The 15,226-nt window shown below is 61.2% G+C and carries 12 protein-coding genes; 3 read left to right on the forward strand and 9 right to left on the reverse strand.

From position 1 onward, the window contains the following. Positions 1 to 56 precede the first annotated feature (56 nt). The 5 genes from rplY to CK910_RS16975 all read right to left on the reverse strand — a co-directional run bounded on the left by rplY (position 57) and on the right by CK910_RS16975 (position 7,131). Entirely contained in the window at positions 57 to 344 is a 288-nt protein-coding gene (gene rplY, locus CK910_RS16955) for a 50S ribosomal protein L25 (RefSeq protein ID WP_042037696.1), read from the reverse strand. 106 nt (positions 345 to 450) lie between these two features. Next, positions 451 to 1,308, reverse strand: a complete 858-nt coding sequence (locus CK910_RS16960; protein ID WP_098984081.1) for a hypothetical protein — start codon at positions 1,306 to 1,308, stop codon at positions 451 to 453. A gap of 96 nt (positions 1,309 to 1,404) precedes the next feature. Continuing rightward, on the reverse strand, positions 1,405 to 5,334 hold the full coding sequence (hrpA, locus tag CK910_RS16965; RefSeq protein WP_098984082.1) for an ATP-dependent RNA helicase HrpA: 3,930 nt from the start codon (positions 5,332 to 5,334) through the stop codon (positions 1,405 to 1,407). 218 nt (positions 5,335 to 5,552) lie between these two features. Further along, positions 5,553 to 5,975 carry a CBS domain-containing protein gene (locus tag CK910_RS16970; RefSeq protein ID WP_098984083.1) on the reverse strand — a complete coding sequence of 141 codons (423 nt, stop codon included), beginning with the start codon at positions 5,973 to 5,975 and terminating at the stop codon, positions 5,553 to 5,555. A gap of 85 nt (positions 5,976 to 6,060) precedes the next feature. Further along, positions 6,061 to 7,131, reverse strand: coding sequence for a helix-turn-helix transcriptional regulator (locus CK910_RS16975; protein ID WP_098984084.1), 1,071 nt, complete (start codon positions 7,129 to 7,131; stop codon positions 6,061 to 6,063). Positions 7,132 to 7,752: 621 nt separating this feature from the next. On the opposite strand from CK910_RS16975, the gene CK910_RS16980 reads away from it, so the two are divergent. After that, complete coding sequence (locus CK910_RS16980; RefSeq protein WP_098984085.1) at positions 7,753 to 9,075, forward strand: YjiH family protein; 1,323 nt, start codon at positions 7,753 to 7,755, stop codon at positions 9,073 to 9,075. Between the two features lie 306 nt (positions 9,076 to 9,381). Here CK910_RS16980 and CK910_RS16985 read toward each other — a convergent pair whose 3' ends face one another. The 4 genes from CK910_RS16985 to CK910_RS17000 form a co-directional block, all read right to left on the reverse strand. Beyond that, positions 9,382 to 9,711 carry a YbaB/EbfC family nucleoid-associated protein gene (locus tag CK910_RS16985; RefSeq protein ID WP_042037688.1) on the reverse strand — a complete coding sequence of 110 codons (330 nt, stop codon included), beginning with the start codon at positions 9,709 to 9,711 and terminating at the stop codon, positions 9,382 to 9,384. Between the two features lie 125 nt (positions 9,712 to 9,836). Next, a complete protein-coding gene (dnaX, locus tag CK910_RS16990) occupies positions 9,837 to 12,401 on the reverse strand; it encodes a DNA polymerase III subunit gamma/tau (RefSeq protein ID WP_098984086.1) in 2,565 nt (854 codons plus the stop codon). Between the two features lie 179 nt (positions 12,402 to 12,580). Continuing rightward, positions 12,581 to 13,126: an adenine phosphoribosyltransferase gene (gene apt / locus CK910_RS16995; RefSeq protein ID WP_043134853.1), complete on the reverse strand. Its 546-nt coding sequence runs from the start codon at positions 13,124 to 13,126 to the stop codon at positions 12,581 to 12,583. Positions 13,127 to 13,258: 132 nt separating this feature from the next. Beyond that, entirely contained in the window at positions 13,259 to 13,636 is a 378-nt protein-coding gene (locus tag CK910_RS17000) for a YbaN family protein (protein WP_098984087.1), read from the reverse strand. A 176-nt stretch (positions 13,637 to 13,812) separates the two neighbouring features. Here CK910_RS17000 and dusC point away from each other — a divergent pair, with 176 nt between their 5' ends. Further along, the gene (gene dusC / locus CK910_RS17005; protein WP_098984088.1) at positions 13,813 to 14,757 is read left to right on the forward strand and encodes a tRNA dihydrouridine(16) synthase DusC; all 945 of its coding nucleotides are present in this window, start codon (positions 13,813 to 13,815) and stop codon (positions 14,755 to 14,757) included. A gap of 97 nt (positions 14,758 to 14,854) precedes the next feature. After that, entirely contained in the window at positions 14,855 to 15,223 is a 369-nt protein-coding gene (locus CK910_RS17010; RefSeq protein ID WP_043134855.1) for a TraR/DksA family transcriptional regulator, read from the forward strand. Positions 15,224 to 15,226: the final 3 nt, after the last annotated feature.

Genomic DNA, 15,226 nt, shown 5'->3' on the forward strand with positions numbered 1-15,226 from the left:
AAAAACAAAGAGGCCACCCGATTGGGTGGCCTCTTTACAGGAACCTTCGTTGCCGATTAAACGCGAACGAAGTCCAGGTGAACCAGCTTCGGCTTAACCGGGTGACGCTGGATAGCCTTCACTTTAACGCTGACTTCTTCACCGTTGATGACCAGGGTCAGCACGGATTCGTAGAATTCCGGCTTCTCTTGGGCAATGATGAATTTTTTGTGGTCAACAGTGATGGACTGGGCTTCTTTGCCTGCACCGTAGATGATGGCAGGAACTTGGTCAGCGTGACGCAGGCGGCGGCTCGCACCTTTCCCCAGGTCAGAACGGACTTCAGCTTGGAATACGAAAGACATAGTGGTTATCTCATATAGATGAATTTATGGTGCTGACTGCGACCGGTCAGCACCTCGCAAAACGAGGGCGCATACTAGCACGGGCCCAGTACAGTGACAAGAAACCTTAACGCCCCTGCTCCAGCCGGGCAAACCGCTGCTGCCGCTCTGCCGCACTCAGGGCATCGAAGCGGGCCAGGGTCTGGGGCGCCGGGCAGTAGAGTGTATCCCCCGCCTTGACCCGGATGCTGTTGCCCATCAGCGGGCGATTGTCATCGACTATGGCCAGCAGATAGCTGTAAGTGTCTCCCGCCGCCCCAGTGACGGTGCCATTCTGGGCCAGGGTGGCGGCAATGCGCCACAGTGTCTCCCCGGATGCCACCTGATGACAGACCCGCTTGCCATTGCCGGCCGCCGGCGCCGAGAGCGTCAGCGTCTCACCACCGGAGGATGCGTTCACCGCCGGTGTTGTCTCACCCTTAGCAACACGGGCCAGCAGGGTATCCGGCGCTCGCCGGGCCGCGTTCAGAACCAGGCTCACCGCCAGCCGTTCTGTGCCCTGGCTGGTGGCGCGCGGCTGACCCGGCATCACTGGCGGCGTGAATTCGGCCATGAAGGGAACTCCCAGACCGGCCACCTCCTGCTCGCTGTAATACGGCGACGTGACGGGTGCGACGGGTGCCAGGCCATAGGCGGCCTCATCGATGCGCCTGAGCCTGGCCAGATACGCCTTGGAGAGCTGCGCCTCCCCTTCAAACAGATCGAAGGGCGGCACCAGCCGGGCCGGAAACAGCACCTGCCAGCGCCCCTTCTTCTGCTTGAGCTCGAGAGGGGGAAACTGATTGCCCCGCCAGGCCACGAACATGGCCGGCGGTGAGCGGTGCAGCGGGTAATATTCCGGGTTCAACTGCACCCAGGTTTGCTCTGCAATAGGCTGGTAACCGCTGATCACCACCTGCGCCACACTCAACCAGATCCCCAGCATCCTTGCCTCCCTGACTTGTGGTTTGAAGGGGGCCACCTGACTGGCAGCGCCTCCTCATAAAGCTATATCACGCAGTTAAAACAGACAGATAGCAGCTTAGCACTGGGCGATGGCGTTAAGCACCCGTTTATCTGACACCGGATAGGGGGTCCCCAGATTCTGGGCGAAGAAGGAGACCCTCAGCTCCTCTATCATCCAGCGGATATTGGCCACCTCGGCCGGGATCAGCTGGGATTTGGGGATCTTGGCGAGCAGTGCCTTGTAATCGGCCTCCACGCTCTGCACCTTGAGCATATAGACCCGATCCCGGTTGGGATCGATGGCCAGCTTCTCCATCCTGCGCTCGATGGCGCGCAGGTAGCGCAGCAAGTCCGGCAGCCGCTGCCAGCCGGTCTCGGTGACGAAGCCCTTGTGAATGAGGTTGCCCAGCTGCAACTGGATATCGGACATGGCAAAGGCGGTATCGAGCTGCATCTTGCCCTTGAGCCGCTTCTTGATCTCGTGAGACAGGGTCAGCACGGCTTCCACCTGGCTGGCCACTTCCACCACGGCATCGTTGAGCTCGGCGCGCACGAACTCCTTGAGTGCCTCGAACCCCGCCTCGTCCCAGGCCAGGCCGCCGTGGCGCTCGATGAGCTTGTCGCAGCCGCAGGCGATGCAGTCATCGATCAGCTCAGCCACCTTGCCAAAGGGGTTGAAGTAAAGACCCAGCTTGGCCTTGTTGGGCAGCTTCTCCTGCAGGTACTTGATGGGGGATGGCACGTTGAGCAGCACCAGCCGGCGCTGGCCCGCCCACATCAGCTGCTGCTGGGCCACCGGGCTCTCCACCAGCTGGATGGAGACAGAGTCCTTCTCATCCACCAGCGCCGGATAGGCCTTCACCTCGAAGCCGCCGCGCTTCTGGCTGTACTCCTGGGGCAGCTCGCCGAAACTCCACAGGGTAAGGCCGGACTGCTCTATGTCATCGTCCGCCACCTGGGAGAGCGTCTCCTGCACCTTGCCGCGCAGGGATTCCTTCAGCGCTTCCAGGTCTTTCCCTTCCGCCACTTTCTTCTGCTTGTCGTCCACCACCCGGAAGGTGAGTTTCAGGTGATCGGGCACAGATGCCCAATCCCAGGATTCGCGGGGCACGGAGACGCCTGTCATGCGGCGCAGCTGGCGCTCCATCTCGTCCAGCAGCGGCCCCTGCTCTGGGTTGAGGCTGGCGAGCAGCGCATCGGCGTAGTTGGGAGCCGGCACGAAATTCTTGCGCATCGGCTTTGGCATCGACTTGATGAGGGCCACCAGCAGCTCATGGCGCAGCCCGGGGATCAGCCACTCGAACCCTTTCACCTCCACCTGATTGAGCAGCGGCAACGGAATGTGCAGGGTGACGCCGTCCGCCGCCTCCCCCGGTTCGAACTGGTAGCTCAACTTGAGCTTGAGTCGCCCCTGCTGCCAGAAGTTGGGGTAGTCGAAATCGCTGATGTGGGCAGCATCCCCCTTCATCAGCATCTCTTTTTCGAAGTTGAGCTGCTCGGGGTCCTGCTTTTGCGCCTCCTTCCACCACTTGTCGAAGTGGCGGGCGGAGATGACGTCTTCCGGCAAGCGGGCATCGTAGAAGCGGAACAAGTCCTCGTCGTCCACCAGGATGTCGCGGCGCCGCGACTTGTGCTCCAGCGCCTCCACCTCGGCGAGCAGTTTGCGGTTCTCGCCAAAGAAGCGGTGACGGGTCTCGAAATCCCCCTCCACCAGGGCGCGGCGAATAAACAGCTCGCGACACAGGGCCGGATCGAGGCGGCTGAAGTTGATGGTGCGCTCGTTGACCAGGGTCAGGCCATAGAGGGTCACCTTCTCCTTGGCCATGACGGCGCCACTTTTCTTCGACCAGTGTGGGTCGCTGTGGTGCAGCTTGATGAGGTGCGCCGCCAGCGGCTCCACCCATTCCGGCTCAATCTTGGCGTTGACCCGGGCGTAGAGGCGCGAGGTCTCCACCAGTTCGGCGGCCATCACCCACTTGGGCGGCTTCTTGAACAGGCCCGAAGCCGGGAACAGGTGGAAGCGGCCGTTGCGGGCGCCGAGAAACTCGGGTTTCTCCAGATCCTTGTTGCCAATATGGCTCAGGAGGCCGGTCAGCAGGGCGCAGTGCACCGTCTTGAAATCCGCCGGTTCATGGTTGGCCTTGAAGCCCAGCTCCTTCACCGTCTGGCGCAGCTGGAAGTGGATATCCTGCCACTCGCGCACCCGCAGGTAGGAGAGAAACTCCTTCTGGCACATGCGGCGGAACGGGTTGCTGCCGAGCGCATCCTGCTGCTCCTTCAGGTAGTTCCACAGATTGACGAAGGCGAGGAAGTCCGAATCCTTGTCTTCAAACCGTCTGTGCTGCTCGTCGGCGGCCTGCTTCTTCTCCATGGGCCGCTCGCGGGGATCCTGGATGCTGAGGCCGGCGGTGATCACCATGACCTCGCTCAGGCAGCCGGTTTGCGCCGCCGTGATCACCATCTTAGCCAAACGTGGATCAAGGGGAATGCGCGACAGCTGGCGACCTGTGTCGGTCAGCTGCAACTTGGGTTCGAGATCCTGCTCCTGGCCGGCTTGCTGGGCAGCGACGTGACGAGCAGGCAGTTCGCGCACCGCCTCCAGCTCCTTGAGCAGGCTCAGGCCATCCTTGATGTGGCGCGATTCCGGCGGCTCGACGAAGGGGAAGGCCTCCATGTTGCCAAGGCCGAGCGCCAGCATCTGCAAGATGACAGAGGCCAGGTTGGTGCGCAGGATCTCCGGATCGGTAAAGGCCGGACGGCCGTTGAAATCCTCTTCCGAGTAGAGGCGGATACAGATACCGTCCGCCACCCGGCCGCAACGCCCCTTGCGCTGGTTGGCACTGGCCTGGGAGACTGGCTCGATAGGCAGGCGCTGCACCTTGGTGCGCCAGGAGTAGCGACTGATGCGGGCGGTACCCGGATCGATCACGTAGCGAATGCCCGGCACCGTCAGCGAGGTCTCCGCCACGTTGGTAGCCAGCACTATGCGTCGTCCGGCGTGTTGCTGGAACACTTTGTTCTGCTCGGCGTTGGAGAGGCGGGCGTAGAGCGGCAGCACCTCGGTGTCGCGCAGGTTGAGCTTGCGCAGGGCATCGGCGGTATCGCGGATCTCCCGCTCGCCATTCATGAAGATGAGGATATCCCCCAGCCCTTCGCGGGCCAGCTCTTCCACCGCATCGAAGATCCCCTGCAGCTCGTCGCGCTCTTCCAGCCCTTCACTTTTATCACTGGTGAGCGGACGGTAGCGCACCTCCACCGGGTAGGTGCGGCCAGAGACCTCGATCACCGGCGCCTTGTTGAAATGGCGGGAGAAGCGTTGCGGGTCTATGGTGGCCGAGGTGATGATCACCTTGAGATCGGGGCGCCTTGGCAACAGCTGCTTGAGATAGCCCAGAATGAAGTCGATGTTGAGGCTGCGCTCGTGGGCCTCATCGATGATGATGGTGTCGTACTGGGTAAGCATCCGGTCGTTCTGGATCTCCGCCAGCAGGATACCGTCGGTCATCAGCTTGATGTGGGTCTGTTCGCTCACCTGATCGGTAAAGCGCACCTTGTAGCCCACGTAGTGACCGAGCTCGGACTCCATCTCTTCGGAAATGCGAGCCGCCACGGTGCGGGCCGCCAGACGACGCGGCTGGGTGTGGCCGATGAAGCCCTTCACCCCGCGCCCGAGCGCCAGACAAATCTTGGGGATCTGGGTGGTTTTGCCCGAGCCGGTTTCACCGGCGATGATCACCACTTGGTGCTCTTCAATGGCTTTGGCGATCTCCGCCTGCTTCTGGCTGACCGGCAGGTTGTCCGGATAGGTCACCTTGGGTACGCCCGCCAAACGGGATTGGTAGCGCGCCTGTGCCGCATCCAGATCGGCGGCGATGGTCTCGAGTACGGCAGCCTGTTTGCCCTCGGGCAGCTTCTTGGCTCCGTGCAGACGGCTGGAGAGACGGCGGGCGTCGAGATTCATGCAGGCAGGGAGACGGCGGCGCAGCGCCTCGATAGAGAGAGACAAGGTACGAATTCCTTAAAAGAGTGCCCGGCAATAGGGCCATATCGATAGCTTGGAGAGATCCTAAAGAGCGAGGCAGGAGGGTGCAAGCCTTAAAGCAGCCGCAAGGGCGATGAAAGAGGCGTTACCCGGGTAGGCGGCACTCACCATCACCATAAGCATAAGAAAGAGCAGGCCAGATGCCTGCTCTTGGGATGACAACAGTGCCCCATCAAGCGGGCTCAGGCCCGCGCCTTGCGCACGAAGCAGGTTCCCAGCTGGGCGTGGATAGCCTGCATCACGTCGTGGCGACTGATGACCCCGAGCAGATGTCCCTCTTCCACCACCGGATAAATCTTGGGTTTTTGCCCCATCATCATCTCGGCCAACTCCAGGATACTGGTATCAGGGCCGACGGCCAGCACCTCCTTGCGCATCACGTCTCGTACCTGGGCCACCTGTTCACAGTGATAGGCCTCTTTCAACATGACGGCGATGCAGTCCTGCTCGGAGACCCAGCCAACCAAGTGACCCCGCCCATCCACTACGGGGCCGCCAAGCTGGCGACTGTTGAGAAATTTTTCCACCGCCGCCTGCACCATCATCTCCGCGCTGAAGGTGATGGGCCGAGTCTGCATGTAATCCTTTGCCTTGAGTGATTCCATCGTGCATTCCCCCAACCTGCCTCCCGGCCGGGAGGCGCGAGCCGGGCACTATGTCCGGCTCACTCCAAGCATAGCTCGCACCGGATCAGGAGATGGATTGCAGCAACAGCAGCAGCTCGTTCTGGCTGTGGCAGTCGGTCTTCTTGAACACCCCCTTGAGGGTCGAGCGGACGGTTTCCACCTTGACACCGCGCAACTCGGCGATGTCGTTGCTGCTGTAACCCTTGCTCATCAGCACCAGCAGCTCCTTCTCGCCTATGGTGAGCGGATAGAGACTGGCCAGCGCTTCGATGTCCGGGTTGAAGGAGTGTTCGGGATCTCGCAACACCACTTCCACATAGCGTTCGAAGCGGTTGAGACCACTCATCAGGGTGCACTGGATCAGCAACGGCCGCAGATTGGGCTGACGGGGAATGGACATATAAGCGCTGGCACCGGGCAGCAGATAGGCAAAGCCATTCAATATCTCTTTGAACTGGCGTTGCTGCTCCTTATTTTGCAGCGAGAAAATACCATTGCCTGACCGCAACTCCACGTTCTCGTCGGCAATACGATTGAAGGCCACGTTGGAATAATGAATATGCCCTTTGTCATCCACGATGGCGCTGGGTTTATTGTGGTTTTTTACCAGCTGTTGCAGCTGATAGTTCTGGGTTTCCAGGGCCAGCAGGTTCCAATAATGTTGGCTCCAGGCCGCAAGACCAGAATAAACCTCCGTCAGCGAGGAGATATCCTGAGCGCTGAAGTCATCCTGGCTGGCACCGCGATAGGTGCACAGGCTGCTAAGCCCCCGCCCCTTCACCCGGCAGACACCACCGGCCGCGAACTGGGCGCCGAAGCTGGCCAGCAGACCCGCCGAGTTGGACAGCGTGTTGGCGCTGACGATCCCCTGGCAGCCCTTGTCCAGATAGTGATTGAACCACACATCCTGGCGATGGTGCTGGACGTAGAACTGCTGCTGGGCCTCGGTCAAGCCGCTCGCGAAGAGCTTGATGCCGTCGCTCTTGTCATCATCGCGCAACAGGAACAGCGACGAGCTGCCCGACACGTCGGAGCGGAACTGATCCACTACCAACTTAATGTCAGAATCATTAATACCGCACTCATATAACTGGCTTATATAGGGCGATACCCTTTCCTTTACTAATGCCTTCACACCCGAACTCCTAATTCTTATTTTTATTGAAGTGGCATCTTACTCTGCAATGAGAAACCCGAAAAGTAGTCAAATGAACAAAGGTTTTATAACTGATCCATAAATAGTAATGATGAAACGACATAAGCGTCTTCGAAAGCGAAAATCTTAAATCCAAGTTAATGTTTTATATGATTTTTGTCGCTATAGATCTTTTTATCATCATCAGGGTTCCCGTCACGGCGAGATCAGTATCCCACGACAAACCTCGCATTTTTCCCCTTTGGCCCCGACGACCGGCCCGGTTCCAATAAAGCTCCCGCCCCCTGCCTCCCCTGGCCTAGTTATTCTTGGTCTGGCGATGCCCGCACGACAGCGCCACATCTTGTCTGAGCGCGAGCCTCCCCTTTGCTGCCCATCTGCCCAGCCAGGCTGGCTATCCCACCCGCCACCCTTTGCCTCCCCTGCACCCAGCTCGCCATCGACGTGGCCATCCGCTCGCCCTCTCACGCCGGACTCAAAGTGCCAATGTTTCACGTTGGTTAATTTTGTGTTTAATTTATGAGCCAGCAACGATATTGTATATACAATTAGCTCAGTCAGATGTCGGGCAGGTGTCACACCCCAAGGAGAAATGGAAGTATGGAACAGGACAATGTACTCATAGCCCCCACAAAATCAGGTGCCGGCATCAAGCTGTTGCTGACCAGCCTGCTTGGCATCGCCATCTTTTTCATCCCGTTCGAGCTGGCGGGACGCAGCACCATACTGGTGGATCATCTGGCTGGCTTGCTGATGGCACAGCGGCCATTGGCGGTGGGATTGATCCTGCTGCTGATCGCTTATGGGGCCGTGACTCCGCTGCTGGATGGCCGCTGGCGCGCGCGTCCCATCGACCGGCTCCTGAGCCTGTTCAAGCTGCTCGGTCTTGGGCTGGCAGTGATGCATGTCGCCGAGCTGGGACCGGCCTGGCTGATGACCCCGGATCGCCTGCCCTTTCTGTTCGACAAGCTGGCCATGTCGGTCGGCCTCATAGTACCCATAGGTGCCATGGCCCTCACCTTCCTGCTCGGCTTCGGCCTGCTGGAACTGATCGGGGTACTGATGCAGCCCGTGATGCGCCCGCTATGGCGCACACCGGGACACTCCGCCATCGATGCGGTGGCCTCGTTCGTCGGCAGCTATTCGGTTGGTCTGCTCATCACCAACCGGGTCTTCCTCGCGGGCAAATACACGGTGCGGGAAGCCGTCATCATAGCCACCGGGTTTTCCACCGTGTCGGCCGCCTTCATGATCATTGTGGCCAAGACCCTCAACCTGATGGAACACTGGAACTTCTATTTCTGGTCCACCCTGGTGATCACCTTTGTCATCACCGCCATTCTGGCGCGCGTGCCCCCCATCTCCAACATGGCCCATCACGGAGAGACCGATGAGCCACTGCCAGCCGGCATGCGCCGCTGGCAAGCCGCACTGGCATCCGGGCTGGCTCAATCCCGTCAGGCGGACCCAGTGCTGCGCCAGTTGCAGGACAACCTCAAAGATGGCCTCAGCATGGCGGCCGCCGTGGTGCCCACCATATTGTCGGTCGGCCTGCTCGGCCTGCTGCTGGCACAGCACACCCCCTTGTTCGATCTGCTGGGCTGGCTGCTCTGGCCCCTGACCTGGTTGCTTGATCTGGGCGAGCCACTGGAGACCGCCAGATCGCTCTCGGCCGGCTTGGCGGAGATGTTCCTGCCCGCCATCCTGCTCAAGGACGCGGATCTGCTGGTGCGCTATGTCACCGCCGTGGTGTCGGTCAGCTCTGTCCTCTTCTTCTCCGCCTCCATTCCCTGCATCCTGGCCACCAGGATCCCGGTGAGCGTGAGCCAGCTGGTGGTGATCTGGTTCCTGCGCACCCTGCTCGGCATAGTGCTGGCCGCACTCTGCGGCAAGCTGGCCATGGCGGCAGGCTGGCTGAGTTAAGCGAGGTGGCAACGCTGGTGATGAAGCGCAAGCGCGTGCACAAGTCAGGAAGGCGCCCGAGGGCGCCTTCCTGACTTGTGCACAGCAGCCATGGACCCGCCACAACAGGGGCTGGATTGGCACGCACGCATAAAAAAACGCAGCTGATACAGAGTGCCTGCATCAACTGCGTTCTGGTCATGCTTGATGGGGCTTGCCATGCCAGATGGGGAAGGTATGAAACACCCACCCTGCGCCACATCGCGGGAACATCAGACCGCTCTGGCCCTTAGCCCGCGCCCCTGTCGAAGCATTGGATTGACATCCTTAGAAGGGCAGCTTCATGCCCGGGGGCAGTTGCATGCCACCGGTCAGTTCGCCCATCTTGGTCTTGTTCTGCTCTTCCACACGACGAACGGCATCGTTGACGGCGGCAGCGACCAGATCTTCGATCATCTCTTTGTCATCTTCCATCAGGCTCGGGTCGATCTCGATGCGACGCACGCTGTGGCTGCCGGCCATGGTGACCTTGACCATGCCAGCACCGGCTTCGCCGACCACTTCCATCTGGGCAAGCTGCTCTTGCATCTTCTGCATGCGCTCTTGCATCTGTTGGGCCTGCTTCATCAGGTTCCCCATTCCACCTTTACCAAACATATGTCGTCTCTCGTCTTGAAATCCGGCATCCAGCGCCGGGCTGTGGGCTTGTCTGTCCTAGATGGGGACAAGCAAACCGCTTTTCAACCGGGCACAAGGCCCGGCATGGGTATTAAGCATCGAATTCAATTGCTGAGCGGTTCTATGCTCTCGTGGTGGAGCACGGCGCCGAATCGCTGAACTAAAAACTGCACGTTGGGATCCTGCTCCAGATCCCGGCTTACCTGCTCGCGCACGCCCAGATAGAGGCGATGCTCTATCTCCAGCGGCGTCTCCTGCTCGGACACCAGGCCCAGGGTCACCTCCACCTGCACGGCCTGACCCAGCTCGGGGCCTATGATCTCGGCCAGATCGGCGCGGGCCCGATCGCTGATGAGGTGGCGCTGCTCGGGCTTGAGGGTCAGCAGCACAGTGTCTCCCTGCTGGCGCATGACGGAGTTGATCGCCAGCTGACGCAGCCGGCCACCGACCCCGGTGCGGGCAATCAACTCGGCCCAGGGATCGCCGCAGTTGACCAGCAAGGAGGACGGGATCAGTCTGGCGACCTCTTCCCCCTCCTCGGGTTGGCTGTCGCTCTCCAGTTCATCCCAGTCGATGGTCTCCATCACGGAGGCCGCCGCCGGCTGTGGTTCGCTGGCGGCAGCAACCCGGGGCGTCGCGGGAGCGGCGCTGGTGCTGGGCACGGCAGGCGCTACCTGCGCCCTCGCGGCCGGCGTACCGTCCAGATCCCAGGGCGGCAGATCGTCCGGGTTGGGACTCACTCTGGCGGGAGCCTGAGCCGGGGCAGCCTGACCATAGGCAGGCCCGGCGCTGGCCGCCGGCACCCGGTTCGGCATGGGCGCACTGGCAGCGGCATCGCTAAAGCCCTGGCTCAGATACTCTTCGTAGTCGCTGCCACTGTCGTCATAGGCATCGAGCGGCGGCAGATCCTCATAACCCGCTACCGCTGAATGCTGGGCCGGCGCCACGGCGGCGGCTTGCCAAGCGGTGGATGCGGGCGGCGCGATCGGGCCGGCCTCGGGGGCCGCCACCGACCGGGTGGGCGCATCGCGAGGAGGTGCAGATGCAACGGCAGTGGCTCCTGGCTCACCACGCAGGCGGCTGCGCAGCAAATTGCGCTTGCCCAGCAGGCTCTGCATGCTGGACGCGGCTGAGGGCGCAGCTTCCGGCTCGGCAACGGGAGCCGCCTCCATATGAGGCTCGGAGGATGGCGGTGCTGCCAATGAGACATCCTGCATCGCAGGGTCATTCTCGCTGACGGAGGCCATTGGCTCACTCGCGCCAGCGGATCCCTCATAGCCCATCTGCTGCGCCTCACGCAGCAACTCGTCCTGCTCGGCAAACAGCGGCGCACTCAGCGCGTCGCTGGCGCTCTCTTGCTCATCCGCAGCAGAGGGGATGACAGGCTCGGCCTGCACAAGGGTGTGCTCCCCCGACGTGGGGGGCGGAGCATCACCAGATACAGCCGGTTGGGCCACAGTCGCTGTGGCCGAAGCGGGGGCTGGCTCAACCCCCTGTGGCTTTCCCAGCGGGGCCGGTGCGGTCCTTCCTGCCACGGTAAGCCCGGGCGGCAAAGCGGCAAGGTTGGCCGGATGTACGGCCTCACGGCGCGGGGAGAAGGCCAGCATGCGCAGGCAAGTCATCTCGAGCGCGGTGCGGCCATCGGGCGCCCAGGGCAGATCCTTGCGCCCTCCCAGCACTATCTGGTAGCAGAGCTGCACCTCTTCCGGGCTCATGGCCTGGGCCAGCTGCAACAGGGCATCGGCATCGGCCCCCTGCTCCTGTACGGTGGCGGGCAGCAGCTGGGCCATGGCGATGCGATGGAGCAGCCCTTCCAGCTCGGCGTGCAGCTGATCAAAATCGGGACCCAAGGTCGCAATCTCGGTGATCTTGGCCATGGTCGCCGGGGCATCCTGGCGCAGGATGGCCTCCAGCAACTGGTGAAGGTGGCGATGATCCAGCGTCCCCAGCATGGCCAGCACGCTCTCGAGGCGTACGCTGCCATTACCGTGAGCCAGCGCCTGATCGGTCAGGCTCAGGGCATCGCGCATGCTGCCGTCGGCCGATTTGGCCAGGGCCTGCAGGGCGCGCGGTTCGAACGGTTGCCCCTCCTGATCCAGCACCCACTCCAGCTGCTTGGCGATCTGGGTCTGATCCAGACTCTTCAGATGGAACTGCAGGCAGCGGGAAAGGATGGTAATGGGCAGCTTCTGCGGATCCGTGGTGGCCAGCAGGAACTTCACATAGGGGGGCGGCTCTTCCAGGGTTTTGAGCAGGGCGTTGAAGCTGTGGCGCGACAACATGTGTACCTCATCGATGAGGTAGACCTTGAAGCGGCCACGGGCCGGCCGGTACTGCACGTTGTCGAGCAGCTCGCGGGTGTCTTCCACCTTGGTGCGGGACGCCGCATCGATCTCCAGCAGATCGACAAAGTTACCCTGATCGATCTCGCGACAGGTATCGCACACACCGCACGGATGGCTGCTGATCCCCTGCTCACAATTGAGACTCTTGGCCAGAATGCGGGCTATGGTGGTCTTGCCAACCCCACGGGTACCGCTCAGCAGATAGGCGTGATGCAGCCGTCCCTGATCCAGGGCGTTGGTCAAGGCGGTCAGCACATGGTGCTGGCCTACCACTTGTTCAAACGTATGGGGGCGCCATTTACGCGCCAGAACCTGATAGCTCATAAGTCTCGATGCAGGGATGACAAGGCATTGAGGCAGAATGCTAACACAAATGCCAGGCGGGCTGTATCGGCTATCGGCGAGGTCGGGAGGGATCGCTTGAATTTCAAACCGATGCCCGGATGGGCACCGGTTTCGGGACACGCAACAGGCTGACGAGGCCTGCGTTGCATCCTGGGGGATTACTCGCCGGCCAGTTCGACCAGTGAGACGACCTTGATGCCGGCCGCCGTCAGGCGGGCATCGCCGCCCAGAGATGGCAGGGAGATGATGAAGGCCGCATCGGCCACATCACCACCGGCACGGCGGATGAGCTTGACGGTCGCATCGACGGTGCCGCCGGTGGCCAGCAGATCATCGACGACCAGCACCTTGTCACCCGGCACTATGGCATCTGTGTGCAGTTGCAGGGTGTCGGTACCGTATTCGAGGGCATAGGACTCCTCGATCACGTCGCGGGGCAACTTGCCCGGCTTGCGCACAGGCACAAACCCCAGGCCCATGGCGAAGGCGACCGGCGCACCAAAGATGAAGCCTCGGGCCTCGGTGCCGACGATCTTGGTGATCCCTTGATCACGATAATGCTCAGCCAGCAGATCGATGGTGGCCTTGAAGGCCTCCGCGTTCTCTATCAGGCTGGTGATGTCACGAAACAGAATGCCCGGCTTCGGATAGTCGGGGATGGTCTTGATGCTCGCTTCGATAAATTTCAGGGTATCCGGATTCATTGTTTGACCGCTTATTTTTTGAGCCCAGGCGTGGCCGTATTTCTCGATTCCCGCCAGCGGGAAATAAAAAGGCCCGTCACGCAAAATGACAGGCCGACTCCATAGCATTATTGCCGCAATAGCTTAGGGACTTCACTTCGCCATTGCAACTGGCTCCAGTACCGGCAGACGCATTAACCAGGTGAGCAGGATCACCATTATGGCAATGAGCAGCAGCCTGATCCACAGCAGGGGCACCACCGCCAGCGACACCGAGAAGGAGATCAGGATGAAGATGATGGCCCGGCGCCGGGCGTGGCGGCGAATGCCGCGATACTGCTGCCAATCGGCGATGGGGGGACCAAACCAGGGGTGAGCCAGCAGCCAGCGGTGAAAACGGGGGGACGAGCGGGCAAACAGCGCCGCCGCCAACAACATGAAGGGGGTGGTCGGCAACAGCGGCAACACGATTCCTATGATGCCGGTGACGAATGCCAACCAGCCCAATCCCATCAGACACCAACGTTTCATGGCCACTCCTCTTCCATCCAGCTCTGCTTAGCCTAACAGAGTTGACCCGAAAGCTGACAGCCCAGTCCCGCGAGCGGCGGCTGATTAGGCTCAACGAGTGGGCTGACGGCTGACAAGACCGGCCATTGCCACTACAATCTGCGCTCTTTTTTCTCCCCTTGTCTTCGGAAGCAGCTATGCGCGTTATTTTGGCCCCCATGCAGGGGGTGCTGGATCACCTGATGCGGGAGGTACTTACCTCCGTCAACGACTACGACCTCTGCGTCAGCGAATTTATCCGCGTGGTCGATCAGCTGCTGCCTGCCAAGGTGTTTTATCGCCTCTGCCCCGAACTCAAGCAGGGCGGCAAGACCCGCGCCGGCACCCCGGTACGGGTGCAACTGCTGGGGCAACACCCCGAATGGCTGGCCGAGAACGCGGTGCGCGCCATTGAACTAGGCTCCCCCGGAGTCGATCTCAACTTCGGCTGCCCTGCCCCCACGGTGAACAAGAGCAAGGGCGGCGCCGTCTTGCTCAAAGAGCCCGACACCATCTACCGCATCGTCAAGGCGGTACGGGAGGCGGTGCCTGCCCACCTGCCGGTCAGCGCCAAGATCCGCCTCGGATACGATGACAAGGATCTCTACCTGGAGAACGCCCAGGCCGTCTATCAGGCGGGGGCCAACGAGCTGGCGGTGCATGCCCGCACCAAGCGCGAAGGCTACAAGGCCCCGGCCCACTGGGAGTATGTGGACGCCATCCGCCGCGCCCTGCCCATCCCGGTCACCGCCAACGGCGAGATCTGGGATCATCAGGATGCGCTGACCTGTGCCAGCGTCTCCGGCTGTGATGCCCTCATGGTCGGGCGCGGCGCCATCTCCCTGCCCAACCTGGCCAACGTGATGAAGACGGGCTGCGCCCACATGCGCTGGGCCCAGGTGTTGCAGCTGATGGTGAACTACACGGAGCAGGATCTGGCCAGCGAGAAGGCGGACTACTACCCCAGCCGCATCAAGCAGTGGTTCAGCTACCTGAAGCGGGAATACCCGCAAGCCGACCTGCTGTTTCGCGACATCCGGCTGCACAAAGAGACGGATCCCATCCGAGAGGCCTTGCTGCAAGCCTCGAAAACTGTGATCTAACCGTCCTTTACTTGACGCATATCATCTTGATAATCCTGTCGTCTCCCTATACTGCCCTGGATTTGTAATTCGTCTGTTGGGGGCTAGTGTGTGTGAAATGACGCAAGCTCGGTTGGCCGTGTGGCGTGATCGCCTGCTGACTGACTGGGCGCAAGTAAGAGAAGAGTTGATCGGTCAGCTCAAAGCCTGTCGGCGTGACGAGTGGGCGGAAAAAGTGGATCACTGCGAACGGGATCAGCTGGTGGATCTGACCAGTCGCCTCGACTTGCCCAAGGTGGAGCAGAGCGTGGCCAGCCTCAAGCGGATCGATGCCGCCCTCTGTCAAATGGATCTGGGTCTCTATGGCCTCTGTTCCGATTGCGAAGAGCCGCTTGCCATCGAGCAGCTCGAACAGGATCCGACCCTGCAACGCTGCCCGCGCTGCGAAGCCCGCTATCGCAAGGGATTCCACGCCCACGAACTCTGAGGG

Origin of the sequence: Aeromonas sp. CA23 (genome assembly GCF_002587065.1) — a bacterium.
Classification (GTDB): Bacteria; Pseudomonadota; Gammaproteobacteria; order Enterobacterales; family Aeromonadaceae; genus Aeromonas; species Aeromonas bestiarum.